General features: G+C 71.0%; 12 protein-coding genes. 5 read left to right on the top strand and 7 right to left on the bottom strand.

Annotated features, from left to right (window positions below; translation table 11 throughout):
- Window positions 1-16: 16 nt before the first annotated feature.
- From AC0665_RS23255 to AC0665_RS23230, 6 genes are all read right to left on the bottom strand, one after another.
- Entirely contained in the window at window positions 17-601 is a 585-nt protein-coding gene (locus tag AC0665_RS23255; protein WP_468410648.1) for a hypothetical protein, read from the bottom strand.
- Complete coding sequence (locus AC0665_RS23250; protein ID WP_363122560.1) at window positions 586-1713, bottom strand: ParA family protein; 1128 nt, start codon at window positions 1711-1713, stop codon at window positions 586-588. The genes AC0665_RS23255 and AC0665_RS23250 overlap by 16 nt, the downstream gene beginning before the upstream one ends.
- Window positions 1714-2160: 447 nt before the next feature.
- Entirely contained in the window at window positions 2161-3285 is a 1125-nt protein-coding gene (gene ald / locus AC0665_RS23245) for an alanine dehydrogenase (protein ID WP_363122561.1), read from the bottom strand.
- 137 nt (window positions 3286-3422) lie between these two features.
- Window positions 3423-5462 (bottom strand): tetratricopeptide repeat protein, encoded by a 2040-nt coding sequence (locus tag AC0665_RS23240; protein ID WP_478705722.1) that lies wholly within the window; start codon window positions 5460-5462, stop codon window positions 3423-3425.
- Window positions 5463-5732: 270 nt separating this feature from the next.
- Window positions 5733-6359: an NUDIX hydrolase gene (locus AC0665_RS23235; RefSeq protein WP_363122563.1), complete on the bottom strand. Its 627-nt coding sequence runs from the start codon at window positions 6357-6359 to the stop codon at window positions 5733-5735.
- A 96-nt stretch (window positions 6360-6455) separates the two neighbouring features.
- Window positions 6456-8102 (bottom strand): CTP synthase, encoded by a 1647-nt coding sequence (locus AC0665_RS23230; RefSeq protein WP_363122564.1) that lies wholly within the window; start codon window positions 8100-8102, stop codon window positions 6456-6458.
- A gap of 473 nt (window positions 8103-8575) precedes the next feature.
- Here AC0665_RS23230 and AC0665_RS23225 point away from each other — a divergent pair, with 473 nt between their 5' ends.
- The 5 genes from AC0665_RS23225 to AC0665_RS23205 all read left to right on the top strand — a co-directional run bounded on the left by AC0665_RS23225 (window position 8576) and on the right by AC0665_RS23205 (window position 14521).
- Window positions 8576-10378 (top strand): glycoside hydrolase family 15 protein, encoded by a 1803-nt coding sequence (locus AC0665_RS23225; RefSeq protein ID WP_363122580.1) that lies wholly within the window; start codon window positions 8576-8578, stop codon window positions 10376-10378.
- An 88-nt stretch (window positions 10379-10466) separates the two neighbouring features.
- Window positions 10467-11351, top strand: coding sequence for a LysR family transcriptional regulator (locus AC0665_RS23220; protein WP_478606795.1), 885 nt, complete (start codon window positions 10467-10469; stop codon window positions 11349-11351).
- A 73-nt stretch (window positions 11352-11424) separates the two neighbouring features.
- On the top strand, window positions 11425-12483 hold the full coding sequence (locus AC0665_RS23215) for a tartrate dehydrogenase (RefSeq protein WP_478705721.1): 1059 nt from the start codon (window positions 11425-11427) through the stop codon (window positions 12481-12483).
- Window positions 12484-12591: 108 nt separating this feature from the next.
- Window positions 12592-13728 (top strand): N-methyl-L-tryptophan oxidase, encoded by a 1137-nt coding sequence (solA, locus tag AC0665_RS23210; RefSeq protein WP_478705720.1) that lies wholly within the window; start codon window positions 12592-12594, stop codon window positions 13726-13728.
- Between the two features lie 112 nt (window positions 13729-13840).
- Complete coding sequence (locus AC0665_RS23205; RefSeq protein WP_478705719.1) at window positions 13841-14521, top strand: haloacid dehalogenase type II; 681 nt, start codon at window positions 13841-13843, stop codon at window positions 14519-14521.
- Between the two features lie 57 nt (window positions 14522-14578).
- Here the strand turns inward: AC0665_RS23205 and AC0665_RS23200 are convergent, their stop codons facing one another.
- Window positions 14579-15535: an LLM class F420-dependent oxidoreductase gene (locus AC0665_RS23200; RefSeq protein WP_478606806.1), complete on the bottom strand. Its 957-nt coding sequence runs from the start codon at window positions 15533-15535 to the stop codon at window positions 14579-14581.
- Window positions 15536-15623 lie beyond the last annotated feature (88 nt).

The following is a 15623-nucleotide window of genomic DNA, read 5'->3' as shown; positions in this document are numbered from 1 at the left end:
CCCCCGCAGGCTACCGCTACCGCCCGCGCAGTCGTCGTACGAGGATGCTGGCGTCTCCACGGGTCTCCAGGTCGGCGAGGACCACGGCGACCGCTTCGCGGACGATGCGCCCGCGGTCGACGGCCAGGCCGTGCTCGCCGCGAAGCACCAGACGGGCATGCTCGAGGTCCATGAGCTCTTCGGCCGACACGTACACCGTGATCTTCTCGTCGTGCCGCTCACGGCCGCTGGGGCGGCGCGAGGGACTACGCCCGCGCTTTCGGGGCGCGGCCCCCGCGGCACCGGCGGCAGAACCTTCCTGCGCGCCCTGCCGACGGGCGGAGCCGGAGCGCTCAGCGGCCGCGGAACGGCTGTGGGCCTCCCCGGCCTCGGCCGGCTCCGCGTCCGCCGCGACGTGCTCGGCACCCTCGCCGTCACCACCCTGCGCGGGCACCGACTGCGGCGCGTCCTCGGCGGCCGCCGCCGCGTCGCCCTCCCCCGCCGGAGCGGGCACCCGGGCGTCGCCGTTGGCCTGACGCCTGGGCTGGGACGACTGAAGCGCCATCCCCCCTGTCGTACGGAAGAGTTCGTCGGCCCCCGGCAGACTCACTCGGCGTGACACCGGGCGAGCACCTCCCTGGCGAGCTGGCGGTAGGCGGCGGCGCCGACGGAGTTGGAGGCGTACGTGGTGATCGGCTCACCGGCGACCGTGGTCTCCGGGAAGCGGACCGTGCGCCCGATGACCGTGTGGTAGACGTGGTCGTCGAACGCCTCGACCACCCGCGCGAGCACCTCACGGCTGTGCACCGTGCGCGAGTCGTACATGGTGGCGAGGATCCCGTCGAGCTCCAGCTCCGGGTTGAGCCGCTCCTGGACCTTCTCGATGGTCTCCGTCAGCAGGGCCACACCGCGCAGCGCGAAGAACTCGCACTCCAGAGGCACTATCACCTTGTGGGCGGCCGTCAGGGCGTTCACCGTGAGGAGGCCGAGCGAGGGCTGGCAGTCGATGACGATGAAGTCGTAGTCGGGCAGCAGCGGCTTCAGGGCGCGTTGCAGCGTCGACTCGCGGGCGACCTCGGAGACCAGCTGGACCTCGGCCGCCGACAGGTCGATGTTGCTGGGCAGCAGGTCCATGTTGGGGACCGCCGTCTTCAGCAGCACCTCGTCGGCCGCCATCCCCCGCTCCATGAGCAGGTTGTAGACGGTCAGGTCGAGTTCCATCGGGTTGACACCGAGTCCGACCGACAGCGCGCCCTGCGGGTCGAAGTCCACGAGCAGGACCCGGCGTCCGTACTCCGCGAGCGCGGCACCCAGGTTGATGGTCGACGTGGTCTTGCCGACGCCGCCCTTCTGGTTGCACATCGCGATGATCTTCGCGGGTCCGTGCTCGGGCAGCGGACCCGGGATCGGGAAGTACGGCAGCGGGCGCCCGGTCGGGCCGACCCGCTCCCGGCGCTGTCTGGCCGCGTCGGGCGCGAGAGTGGCCGCGTACTCGGGGTCGGGCTCGTACTCCGCGTCGGGGTCGTAGAAGTGCCCCTCGGGCAGTTCGTCGTAGTCGGCGAAGTGGTTGTGGGGCGCGCCACTTCCGTCGCCGGCCATGGCGTTCACGTGATGGCCATCCATCTTCTGGTGTGCTGTGTGAGTCGCCTGCTGACTCTGGTGGGCTGCGAAGGTGCGCACAGCGACGGAGCCGACAGCCTCGAACCCCGCGGGACCCTGGTCCCGTGCAGGCATTCCTGGTTGACCACCCCCGGGAGTAAATGTCGACTCATTCACAAGTCGTCTTACCTCCTTGGTGACCAGGAAACTTCTAGACAGGTCAGCGTGGCACCATGCCGACGATTGGCGACTCTATGGCGTGTCGGGCGTCCGCAGCAACACAATCCGCCGGACCCGGCCCGATGTGTCGGCAATGAAACATCCGGCTGTCAAGGGCGTACGGCCGTCGCACGGCAGGTTTCACCGGTGTGCGAATCGGTTGAAGGGTTACGTTCGAGGCGAGTTGCTCGAGAATCGCGAAGTGACCATACACACATCCGGCCGGACCTTGTCGGGCAAGGTCCGGCCTGGTGTGCGGTGTTGACGACCGGTGAGGGAGTCCCCCTGATCGAGCGAAGCCGGGACGGGGGGAGTATCGCCTTCGCCGGTCTGTCACTTAGCCGACTTACCGGCTGCGGGGGTTCAGCCGAGGAGCGCGGACAGCTCCACGTGCTCCACGCCGTGCGCCTCGGCGACCTCGCGGTAAACGACCTTGCCGTCATGCGTGTTGAGGCCCTTGGCCAGCGCCGGGTCGCGGCGCAGGGCGCCCGCCCAGCCGTGGTCGGCCAGCTCGACGATGTACGGCAGCGTCGCGTTGGTCAGCGCGTAGGTGGAGGTGTTGGGCACCGCGCCGGGCATGTTGGCGACGCAGTAGAAGACCGAGTCGTGGACCCGGAAGGCCGGCTCGGCGTGGGTGGTCGGGCGGGAGTCCTCGAAGCAGCCGCCCTGGTCGATCGCGATGTCGACAAGGACACTTCCGGGCTTCATCCGCGACACGAGCTCGTTGGTGACCAGCTTCGGCGCCTTGGCGCCGGGGATGAGCACCGCGCCGATGACGAGGTCGGCCTCCAGGCAGGCCTTCTCCAGCTCGAAGGCGTTGGAGACGACGGTCTGGATCTTCGTGCCGAAGACCTTGTCGGCCTCGCGGAGCTTGTTGATGTCCTTGTCGAGCAGGGTCACGTGGAAGCCCATGCCGATGGCGATCTGCGCGGCGTTCCAGCCGGAGACACCGCCGCCGATCACGACGGCCCGGCCGGCCAGCACACCGGGGACACCGCCGGGCAGCACACCGCGGCCGCCGTTGGCGCGCATCAGGTGGTAGGCGCCGACCTGCGGGGCCAGCCGGCCCGCGACCTCGGACATGGGGGCGAGCAGCGGCAGCGCGCGGCTGGGCAGCTCGACGGTCTCGTAGGCGATCGCGGTGGTGCCGGACTCCAGCAGGGCGTCCGTGCACTCCTTGGAAGCGGCCAGGTGCAGGTAGGTGAAGAGCGTCTGGTCCTTGCGGAGGCGGTGGTACTCCTCGGCGATGGGCTCCTTGACCTTCAGCAGCAGGTCGGCGGCGGCCCACACCTCGTCGGCGGTCTCCAGGATCTGCGCGCCCGCGGCGACGTACTCCTCGTTCGTGATCGAGGAGCCGAGGCCGGCGTCGCGCTCGACGACGACCTGGTGGCCGTGGCGCACCAGCTCGTGCACACCGGCGGGGGTGATGGCCACCCGGAACTCGTTGTTCTTAACCTCGCGGGGGATGCCGACCTTCACGTCGATCACGGTCCTTGGCTCAGAGGGTATGGGGGTATTTCTCAGACATACCCGGGCACGCGCGGGCACACCGGGAGAGACCGCAGGAGAACGTGCGGCAGAGCCAGTCTAATGAAGGTGTTCTCGCTGTCCAGCCTTTCATTGCATCAATCTTCAGCGGATGCGGTACGGATTTCGCAGGCGTCAGGTTCATTTTGAAGGTTTGAGTCGCCGAGGATCCGCTCGGCGGCGCCCCGGTGCAGCCCGGCCGAGGCGGGGTCACCCAGGTGCTCGAGGGTGTCGGCGACCCGCAGATGCAGCGCGGCCTGCAACCGGGGGTCCTCCGCGCGCCGGGCCCACTCCACGGCTTCCCGGCAGGTGCGCAGCGACTCCTCGGGGCGGCCGGCGTACTCCTGGACCCGCGCCAGCTCGCTCAAGGCCCGTGCCTGGGCGGCCACATCGCCGTTCTTGCGGTGCCCGGCGATCGCCGCGCGCCAGTTGCGCAGGGCCTCGCCGTAACGGCCGGCGAAGGTGTGGGCGGCGGCGATCCGCCCGTAGAGCCGGGCGGCCTCGGCGCGCTCGTCCCGGGCGAGCCGCTCGACCAGGGCGCGGCCGAACCAGTCGGTGGCCCGGTCGAAGTCGCCGAGGTCCAGGTGGGCGCCGCCTACGGATTCCATCGCGCGACCGGTGGCGTAGGGGTCGTTCACCTCACGTCCGGCGTCCAGCGCGGCCCGGTAGCGGGCCAGGGCGTCGGCCGTGCGGCCGGTACGGGCGTCGAGGTCGCCGAGGTTCAGCAGGGCGGCGGCCCGCTCGCGGGGCAGGTTCCGGCGCTCGGCGACGTCGAGGACCATGCCGTGGATGTCGTAGAGGTCGGGTGCGGCGGCCCGGATGCCGATGTGCGCCGCCATGGCCCGGACCAGCTGCGACATCAGCCGTCGGGCCAGCGTGTCCAGCTCCCCGTCGGCGACCGCGAGCCGGGCCGAGGCCAGCAGGGCCGGCCGGGTCAGGCGCAGCCAGTCGGCGGCCGCCCGCGGGGTGGGGAAACGCAGGGCGCTCGGCATGTCCAGGAGTTTCTGGCGGGCCTGCGGGCTGTCGGTCTCGGTGATCGCCCGGCAGGCCTGGAGCAGCCGTACGGTCCGCTCCAGCATGCGCGCGCGGGCCAGCTGGAGCTCGGCCGGGCGTTCATGGTGCGCGGCGAGGATCCGGAGGTGGGGGTGGAGACAGCCGGGCACCTCGTACTGGGGCAGTGGGGAGTCCACCGCGTGCAGGAAGCCGAGGGCGACGAGGTCGTCCAGGGTGGTGCGGGCCCGGCCGACCGAGCAGCCGACGAGCGCGGAGGCGGTCTGCGGGTCGACCAGCCCGGCCGGGGCGAGGGCGAGCAGGCGAAGCATCCGGGCCTCGGTGGCCGGCAGGGCGGCGTGCGCGAGGCGGAAGACCCGGGTCAGGGCGGTGCCCTCGGTGTCCTCGGCGCGCAGCTGCTTGGCGAGGTCGGAGACGGCGGCCTTGGGGCGGGCCGCGAGCCAGCCGCCCGCCAGCATCAGCGCTGCGGGCTGCCCCTGGCACTCCTCGGCGAGACCCTCGGCGGCCCGGGGGTCGACGGTGATGCGGACCGAGCCGGTGTGCCGGGTCAGCAGCTCCACCCCGGACTTGGCGTCCAGGCCGCCCAGGGTGCAGGGGCGGACGTCGGAGATGCCGGTCAGCGGGCCTTCGGAGACCGCGACGACGAGGCAGTCGGGGGTGTCGGGCAGCAGGGCGTCGACCTGCTCGGCGTCGGCCGCGTCGTCCAGCAGGAGCAGCATGCGGCGGTCGGCCAGGGCGGTGCGCAGGGCGTCGGTGAGGTCGTCCTCGCAGGCGCCGGCGGGAGCCTGCTCGTCCAGGGCGGCGAGGAGGTCCCGGGCGGCGCGTCCGACGGGGACGGGGGTGCCGTCGGGGTCGGTGAGGCGGGCGCGCAGGACGCCGTCGGGGTAACGGTCGGCGATCTGCCGTACGAGTTCCTCGGCGAGTGCGGTGCGGCCCGAGCCGGGCCGTCCCGCGATGAGCAGCACGCGCGCGCGAGGTGCCTTGCGGCCCGCGAGGGTGTCCAGTCCGGCGCGCTCGATGTCGGCGCGCAGTTCCTTCAACTCCCGTGTGCGGCCCAGGAACTCGCTCTGCCCGGCAGCGCGCCCGGCCGGCCGCACGTCGCCTGTCTCCACGACCTGATCCGCCACGGGCCACACTCCCGTCCCACCGCACACGCAAGCCCGCCGGGACTCCGGTTCGGGCGTGCCACAGAGCCTAGTTCACGCTCTGCAACGTTCCCGGTGGAGCACGGCGGGCACGGCGGCGGCATCCCCCGATCGGATCAGCAGATCGTAGGACCGACCGTGTCGTGGGCGCCCTGGAAGGGGCGCGGGGAACCGCGCGACCCGCCACGACGCCGCCGCACCCGGCCGACGGCCTGCGCGGCCCCGGCCCGTCACGGCCCTCCCGGCGGAGCGCTACGCCTCGAACGGACGCGCGGGCCACGGCGCCTGCGCCGGGCGCAGCGCGTCCAGGCCGTCACCGGACCGCGCGGCGACCAGCGACAGGACACCCACCACGAGGCAGTTGTTGTGCAGCTCCCCGGCGAGCACACCCCGCACGAGGTCCTCGACCGGCACCCGGTCGAGCTCCATGTCGGCCTCTTCCTCCTCCACCGCGAAGCGCTCGCCCTCGGCCTCGGACAGGTCGCGTGCGAGGAAGATCCGCACGGCCTCGTCGCAGCCGCCGGGGGTCGTGTAGACGTCGGTCAGCACCCGCCAGTCCTCGGCCTTGACGTGCGCTTCCTCGTACAGCTCGCGCTGCGCGGCGTGCAGCGGGTTCTCGCCGGGGACGTCGAGCAGTCCGGCCGGGATCTCCCACAGCTTGTGGCGCACGGGGTGGCGGTACTGGCGCAGGACCAGGACGCGGTCGGCCTCGTCGAGGGCGAGGACGGCCACGGAGCCCGGGTGGACCTGGTAGTCACGGCCGACCACCGTGCCGTCGGGCATGACCACGTCGTCCGTGCGGACGGAGGTCTTGTTGCCCACGAAGGGGGTGTTCGTCGCCCGGACTTCCCACTCCTCGGGAGTGTCCTTGATCGTCATGCCTGTCCTTCCACGTGCCCTGCGCGACCTGCCGGAACGAAACCGGGGTGCACACCCTTTGAAGGGATGCACCCCGGCCACCGTACAACTGGTGTGTTACTTCGAAGTCTTCCGCTCGACCGCCGCCTTGACGAGCCCGGCGAACAGCGGGTGCGGACGCGTCGGGCGCGAGCGCAGCTCCGGGTGAGCCTGCGTGGCGACCAGGTACGGGTGGACGTCGCGCGGGTACTCGACGTACTCGACGAGCTTGCCGTCCGGCGAGGTGCCGGAGAACAGGATGCCCGCCTGCTTCTCCAGCTCGGCGCGGTAGGCGTTGTTCACCTCGTAGCGGTGCCGGTGGCGCTCCTCGACGTACTCCTTGCCGTCGTACACCTCGCGCACGATCGAGCCCTCGGCCAGCTTCGCCGGGTACATGCCCAGCCGCATGGTGCCGCCCATGTCACCCTCACCGGCGACGATGTCCATCTGCTCGGCCATGGTGGAGATGACCGGGTGGCCGGTGGCGGGGTCGAACTCGGTGGAGTTGGCGTCGGCGATGTCGGCCAGGTTGCGCGCGGCCTCGATCACGATGCACTGCAGGCCGAGGCAGAGGCCGAGCAGCGGCACCTTGTTCTCGCGGGCGTAGCGGATCGCGCCGACCTTGCCGTTCACACCGCGCTCGCCGAAGCCGCCGGGGATGCAGATGCCGTCGACGTCGCCGAGCTGGGCGGCGGCACCGGCCGGGGTCTTGCAGTCGTCGGAGGTGACCCACTTGATCTTGACGCGGGCCCGGTTGGCGAAGCCGCCGGCGCGCAGGGCCTCGGTGACCGACAGGTAGGCGTCGGGCAGGTCGATGTACTTGCCGACCAGGGCGAGGGTGATCTCGTGGTCGGGGTTGTGGACGCGGTCGAGCAGGTCGTCCCAGGTCGTCCAGTCGACGTCGCGGAACGGCAGGTCCAGCTTGCGCACGACGTAGGCGTCCAGGCCCTCGCCGTGCACGGTCTTGGGGATGTCGTAGATCGAGCGGGCGTCGGGGCAGGCGACCACGGCGGCCTCGTCGACGTCGCACATCAGCGAGATCTTCCGCTTGATCGCGGTGGGCACCTCGCGGTCGCAGCGCAGCACGATGGCGTCCGGCTGGATACCGATGTTGCGCAGGGCCGCGACCGAGTGCTGGGTCGGCTTCGTCTTCAGCTCACCCGAGGGGCCGATGTACGGCAGGAGCGAGATGTGGACGACGAAGACGTTGTCACGGCCGACCTCGTGCCGGACTTGGCGGACCGTCTCCAGGAACGGCAGCGACTCGATGTCGCCGACCGTGCCGCCGACCTCGGTGATCACGACGTCGACCTCGTCCGTCGCCATGCGGCGGATGCGGTGCTTGATCTCGTTGGTGATGTGCGGGATGACCTGCACGGTGTCGCCGAGGTACTCGCCGCGCCGCTCCTTGGCGATCACCGTGTTGTACACCTGGCCGGTGGTCACGTTGGCGGAGCCGTCGAGGTCGCGGTCGAGGAAGCGCTCGTAGTGGCCGATGTCCAGGTCGGTCTCGGCGCCGTCGTTGGTGACGAACACCTCACCGTGCTGGAAGGGGTTCATCGTGCCGGGGTCGACGTTGAGGTACGGGTCGAGCTTCTGCATCACGACGCGCAGACCCCGGGCCTTGAGCAGCATGCCGAGGCTGGAGGCCGTCAGGCCCTTGCCGAGCGAGGAGGCGACACCCCCGGTGACGAAGATGTGCTTGGTCGTCGTGGAATTGGGCATGGCCAAGAGGGGGCTCCCGTGGTCGCGATCTGGAGGTGCGGTTCGGGGGCCAGACGCCCACCGGTCCACGGGCTACCAGCGTATCAGCGCCGCGGGGCGATGGCTTCCGGCCACGCTCCGCACACATCCCGACACGGAGCCGGTCACCCGCACCGGTCTCTCACCCGTTGCTCACTCGTTCGGCGTACCCGCCTTGCCGCGACCGGCACCCGGAACATCCGCGTGCGTCGTATCCTGCTCGGACACTCGCTGCCGAGCCCGTCCGGCCCAACGGCACCACCCCCCGCCCGTAAGCACCGGAACAACGTGAGCTCGTCAGTTCGTTGAGCAACAATTGGCGCTTTGCGTCACGGCTGAGTGAACTGTTTTGCTTCATCGCTCAACGACGCATTGCAAGACCTGCTGAAACCCCCTTGACCGCACTAGCGACAGCCCCCTCGTGGGGTGACGTGGCCGTTCGACTGGAGTTGCACGTGGCCGGGCGCATCGAAGACTACGCACTCATCGGAGACATGCAGACCGCTGCCCTGGTCTGCCGGGACGGGACGGTCGACTGGCTGTGCCTGCCCCGCTTCGACTCGCACGCCATCTTCGCCGGCCTGCTGGGCACCGAGGAACACGGCTTCTGGCGGCTCGGGCCCGCGCACGCCTCCGACCAGCAGCCTCCCACCGCGGCGCGGCGCAGCTACCGGGGCGATTCGCTGATCCTGGAGTCCGAGTGGGACACCCAGCGGGGCACGGTCCGGGTGACCGACTTCATGCCGCCGCGTGACGGCGCCCCGCAGCTGATCCGGATCGTGGAGGGCGTCTCGGGCCGGGTGCCGATGCGCTCGGCGCTCAGGATGCGGTTCTCCTACGGGCGGGTGGTGCCGTGGGTGCACAAGCACGAGGGGCGCACGGTGGCGGTCGCCGGCCCCGACTCCGTGTGGTTCGACACATCCGCCGAGACCTACGGCAAGTCGCTCACGACGTACGCCGACTTCACGGTCGCCCCGGGTGACCGGATCGCGTTCACGATCTCCTGGCAGCCCTCGCACAAGGAGCCGCCGCCGCTGCCCGAGCCGGAGCAGTCGCTGGAGGCCACGGAGGACTTCTGGCGCGAGTGGGTGGACCACTGTACGTACCACGGCCCCTACCGGGAGGCCGTGATCCGCTCGCTGATCACGCTGAAGGCCCTGACGTACGCCCCGACCGGCGGCATCGTCGCCGCGCCGACCACCTCCCTGCCGGAGGACATCGGCGGCGTCCGCAACTGGGACTACCGCTACACCTGGCTGCGCGACGCGGCGATCACGCTGTCCTCGCTGCTGCGCACCGGCTACCGCGAGGAGGCCCGCGCCTGGCGCGAATGGCTGCTGCGCGCGGTGGCGGGCGACCCGGAGAACCTCCAGATCATGTACGGCATCGCCGGCGAGCGCGAGCTGGGCGAGGCGGAGCTCGACTGGCTGCCGGGCTACGAGAACTCCGGCCCGGTCCGCGTCGGCAACGGCGCGGCCCACCAGCTCCAGCTGGACGTGTACGGCGAGGTCACCGAAGCCCTGCACCTGGCCCACATGACGGGCCTCGCCCGCAACGACTACGCCGCGCTGCTCCAGCTGAAGCTGATCCGCTACCTGGAGGACCACTGGCAGGACCCGGACGAGGGCATCTGGGAGGTGCGCGGCCCGCGCCGCCACTTCGTGCACTCCAAGGTGATGGCCTGGGTCGCGGTCGACCGCACGATCAAGCTGATCGAGTCGGGCGACGCGGACGGCCCGCTGGAGCGCTGGAAGGAACTGCGCGAGGACATCCACCGCGACGTGTGCGAGAAGGGGTACGACAAGGAGCGCAACACCTTCACGCAGTCCTACGGCTCCAAGGAGCTGGACGCCTCCCTGCTGCTGATTCCGCAGGTGGGCTTCCTGCCGCCCGACGACAAGCGGGTCATCGGCACGATCGAGGCGATCCAGCGGGAGCTGTCCACGCCGGACGGCTTCATCCTGCGCTACCCGACCTCGGGCGGCGACGAGGGCGTCGACGGTCTGCCCGGTGACGAGGGCGCGTTCCTGGCCTGCTCGTTCTGGATGGCCGACGACCTGGCGATGATCGGCCGCGTGGACGAGGCCCGCCGGCTGTTCGAGAAGCTGCTGTCCCTGCGCAACGACCTCGGTCTGCTGGCCGAGGAGTGGGACCCGCGCCTGCAGCGCCAGGTGGGCAACTTCCCGCAGGCGTTCAGCCATGTGCCGCTCATCGACACGGCCCTGCGGCTGACGGCCTCGGGCGCCTACGGCGGCTGAGCGGACGGGCGGGGCTGTAGGTCTCCAGTCCCCGTGGCCAAGAGGACACGGGGAGGGAAAATCCTCCCCTCCAGGGCAGAGGGCGCGTATGGACATTCGGCAGCTGGAGTACTTCCTCGCGATTGTCGATCGTGGGGGGTTCAACCGTGCGGCGTCGGCCCTGTACGTGTCCCAGCCGTCGCTGTCGCAGGCCGTGCGGGCGCTGGAGCGTGATCTCGGCTCCGAGCTGTTCCATCGCATCGGGCGCAGGGCCGTGCTGACGGAGGCGGGAAGGGCGCTGATCGAGCCTGCCCGGGAGGCCGTACGGAGTCTGGAGACGGCGCGGGCGAGTGTCGCGGCGGTGCACGAGCTGCGTGAGGGGCGCCTGGATGTGGCGTCGATGCCATCGCAGGCGGTGGAGCCGCTGACGAGCTTGGTGAGTGCCTTCAGCCGCCGTTATCCCGGTGTCTCCGTGACGATCAATGCGGCGTTCACGTCGCGTGATGTGATCGACATGGTGCGCACGGGCGCGGTGGAGCTGGGGCTCCTGGCGTCCGCCGGTTCTCCTTCCGACAAGGAGGTCGTCTCCTATGTGCTGGGGCGGCAGCGTTTCGTGCTGGTGGTGCCGGCCGACGGCCCGTTCGCCGGACGGACGGCGGTGGAGCACCGGGAGCTCGCGGGGCAGCGGCTGATCGTCGGACAGTCGGGTACCGGGATGCGGGCCTACGTCGACGCGCTGGGAGAGCAGGGCATCGAGTTCACCGTCGCGGTCGAGACCGAGCACCGGGTGTCGCTGATGCCCCTGGTACTGGCCGGGGTCGGGCTCGCGGTGGTCACGGACTCCTGGCGGGACCTCGCCGGGCGGCTGGGCGCCCGCGTCCTGGACATCGAGCCGGAGAGCACCTTGGACATCGCCCTCGTCGCCCGCCGCGGCATCCTGTCGCCCGCGGCCTCGGCGTTCGTCGCGGCCGCGACCTCGGCCGCCGACAGCTGATAGGTACGGCTTATAAGGGAGATCCGCTTTGCGTCTTGGACGCCCTGCGGACCACCCTGCTGCAATCGTCGGCATGACGAAGAACCACCACATAGCCCTGATCCCGGGCGACGGCATCGGCGCCGAGGTACTGCCTCCCGCACAGCAGGTGCTCGATATCGTCGGCCGCCGCCACGGTTTCGGCCTGTCCTACACGTCGTACGACTGGTCGTGCGAGCGGTACCTGCGGGAGGGCGCCATGATGCCCGCGGACGGGATCGACCAGCTGCGCGACAAGGACGCGATCCTGCTGGGCGCGGTGGGATACCCGGGGGTGCCCGACCACGTCTCGCTGTGGGGGCTGCTGATCCCGATCCGGCGCGAATTCCGCCAGTACGTCAACCTCCGGCCCATCCGTGTCTTCGAAGGCATCGACAGCCCGGTGCGCGGCGCCCGGCCGGGCGAGGTCGATGTCGTCGTCGTGCGCGAGAACACGGAAGGCGAATACAGCGAGGTCGGCGGCCGGCTCAACCGGGGCTTCCCGGACGAGATCGCCGTGCAGGAGGCCGTTTTCACCCGGGCCGGCGTCTCACGCGTGCTGGACTACGCCTTCACGCTCGCCTCCCGGCGCGGCGGCCGTCTGACCTCCGCGACCAAGTCGAACGGCATCGTGCACACCATGCCGTTCTGGGACCAGCTCGTCACCGAGCGGGCCGCCGCGTTCCCGCAGGTCGCCTGGGACCAGGAGCACATCGACGCGCTCGCGGCGAAGTTCGTCCTCGACCCGGCCCGTTTCGACGTCGTCGTCGCCTCCAACCTCTTCGGCGACATCCTCAGCGACCTCGCGGCCGCCGTCGCCGGATCCATCGGCGTCGCCCCGTCCGCCAACCTCAACCCCGAGCGGGACTTCCCCTCGATGTTCGAGCCGGTGCACGGCTCCGCACCCGACATCGCCGGCCAGGGCATCGCCAACCCGCTGGGCGCGATCTGGTCAGCGGCCATGATGCTCGACCACCTCGGCCATCCCGCCGCGGCCAAGGACATCACGGACGCGATCGCCTCGATCCTGGCCAAGACCGACATCCGCACCCGTGACCTGGGCGGAACGGCGACCACCGCCGAGTTCACCGACCAGCTGATCGAACTGCTCTAAGTCATCTCCCCCTGCGTCGAGGAGCACACAGGTGATTGACCTGCGGCTTTCCCGAGCTGATGGTGAACGCCACCCAGCGGGACACAACCGGAAGAAAGGAGCGACCTCATGAGCATCCCGAAGCGCGTCGCCGTGATCGGCGCCGGCAGCATGGGCAGCCAGGCCATGTGGCGACTGGCCGCCCGGGGAGCCGAGATCATCGGCTACGACCGGTACGCGCCGGGTCACGACCGCGGCGCGGCCGGGGGCGAGAGCCGCATCTTCCGCGCCGCCCACCTCGGCGAACCCGGGTACATTCCGCTGCTGCGGCTCGCGGACGAGCTGTGGGAGCAGCTCCAGGCGGAGACGGGCCGGCAGCTGCGACGCCGCGGCGGCAGCCTGGTGCTGGGAGAGACCGCCTCGCCCGCCATGCGCCTCCTGCTGTCCACCAGCGCCGCCCATGGCCTGGATCACGAGGTACTGGACCGGGACGCCCTGGCCCGCCGCTACCCGCAGCACCGGCTCCCGGACGGGCACACCGCCGTACTCGACCGGTTGGGCGCCGTCATCAGGCCGGAGGCGTCGATCCAGGCCGCCGCCGCCCGTGCCGAGGAGCTGGGCGCCCGGCTGCGCCGCTACACCACGGTGCGCGAGGTCGTCCCCGCGGCGGGCGGCGGGGTGCGGGTCGTCACCGACCAGGGCACGGACCACGTGGACGCGGCCGTGGTGACCGTGGGCCCGTGGATCAACACCCTGCTCCCGGACCTCCCCCGGACCGTCGACGTGCGCCGGGTGGTCTGCTCCTGGCACCTGCCCACCCGCCACGACTGGTTCGCGGGCGGTGCGCCTCCCTTCGTGCGCGCCACACCCCACGACTGCTTCGGGATCCCGTCCCCCGACGGCATCTCCGTCAAGCTCGGTCTCTCCTTCAAATACCATGCGCCGGTGCCCGAGCCCGAACGGCTCGACCGTACCGTCCGCCCCGAGGAACTCGGCATCTTCCGCGAGCTCATCGGTGAACTCATGCCCGACCTGAACCCCGACCCCATCAGGATGTCGGCCTACATGGAGGGCTACACCAAGTCCGGAAATCCGCTCGTCGGCCATCTGCCCGGCGAGGACGACATCATCGTCATGGCCGGATTCTCCGGCAGCGGCTTCAAGCTCTCGCCCGCCATGGGAGAGATCGCCGCCGACCTGGCGCTCGACGGCACCACCGACCACCCCGTCGGCTTCCTCGCTCCGGCCCGAGTCGACGCCACCTGACCCCGGCGAACGCCGACGTCAGCACCCCTCATCCCGACATCCCTGTCATGGGCATGCCCGAAAGCGGTGTCGCCCGTAACCAGTTCCCCGAAGCAGGAAAGTGAGCGCTTCCATGCCTATTCCCTCGTTCCAGTTCCGCCCGAAGTACGTCTCGTTCGACTGTTACGGCACGTTGATCGAGTGGCCGATGACCCCCATCACGCGTGAGCTCGTCGGCGACCAGATCCCGGCCAAGCACTGGGACCAGTTCGTCAAGGAGTTCCGCGGCTACCGCTACAACTCGGTCCTCGACAAGTACTACCCCTACGAGCAGACGCTGCAGGCCGCCTTCGAGGGGGTCTGCCGCAAGTGGGGCATCAAGGCAGCCCCGGACGCCGGCAAGCGGTTCGCCGACGGCGTGCGCAGCTGGGGCCCGCACGCGGATGTGCCGGAACCGCTGAAGAAGATGGGCGAGCACTACAAGCTGGTGATCCTCTCCAACGCCGACGACGCCTTCCTCGCCGAGAGCGTGCCCCGGCTCGGGGCCGACTTCCACGCGGTCTTCACCGCGGAGCAGGCCGGCTACTACAAGCCCCGGTACGCGGCGTTCGAGTACATGCTCGACCAGCTCGACGCGTCCCCCGAGGACTTCGTGCACGTCTCCTCGCACACCCGCTACGACCTGATGCCGATGCACGACATGGGCTTCCGCAACCTCGTCCTCCTGGACCGCGGCTGCGACCCGGTGACCCACGGCTACGACTACGTGACCGTCAAGTCCCTGGACGAGCTCAACCAGATGCTGGGCATCTGACGCGCGCGGTGGCCACCAGCGAAGGAAACCTGCGGGCGGGGTGACAGACGGGGTGCGTCAGCCGGGCCTGAGGGCCGTGAGCGTGCGCTCCCCCGCGGGGTCGCCTGCCGTGGCCGGGACCAGGGCTATCTCGTCGAGTCCGGCCTCGGCGTAGGCGGCGATGCGAGCACGGACGGTGTCCGTGTCACCGACGAGGGCGACCGTGCCCGCGGCCTCGGCCGGCAGCGCCTGGAGCAGGGTGTCCGCGTCGGCGCCCTTGGCGGCCAGCTCGACGACCTCGGCGAACCCGGCGTCGATGAACATGTCGCTGTAGCCCGGCACGGCGAGGTAGCCGACGACGCTGCGCAGCACCTGCCGGAGCGACTCCGGCTCGGGGTCGACTGCGGCTGGCAGCCAGGCGGCCAGCCGCGGCGGCGTTCGGCCCGCCTTCTCGGCGGCGGTGAGCATCCGGGCCCGCAGCATGCGCACCTGCTCCGGCGAGACGAGGTCGAGCAGCATCCGGTCCGCGTGGGCGACGGCCGCGGCGACCGCGCGCTCCCCGAACGCCGCGACGGTGACCGGGCCGCCGGGCGGCGGCAGCCGGCGCGGGAAGGAGCTGCCGGGCACGATCGGCTCGCCGGGCACGCTGTGCATCAGCGCCCGCACGGCCGCCGCCGACTCCGCGAGGGCCGCGGCGGGCCGGGTGCGCGGCCGGCCGTGCACGCCCTCGACGACCCGCTTGCTGGAGGTGCCCAGGGCCACGCCGACGGACCGGCCGGTGACGGCCGCCGCGGAGGCGGCGCCCCGGACGATGGTGAGCGGGTCGCGCACCGACACCGGCACCGGCCCGGCGGTCAGCGCGACCCGCTCGGTGGCCGCCCCGATCGCCGCCGCCAGCACGAACGAGTCCCACGTCGGTCCCTCGCCCGCCCATACCTCCCGGTACCCGAGCCGGTCGGCGAGCACCGCGACCCGCATCGGCTCCTCGACCGGACTGTCGTCCTCCCGACCCACCGCGACCACGCTCATGTCCATGAGGGCGCCCGTACCCGGTCGGTCACCGGGTATTCCGGTGTGTGATCGTCCCGTTGTCCCGCCCGGAGATGTCCGTGCGGCGTCCGCG

Source organism: Streptomyces sp. NPDC043685 (assembly GCF_056436585.1).
Note: the sequence above shows the minus strand (reverse complement) of the source record. Positions and strands in the feature narration are given on the sequence as shown.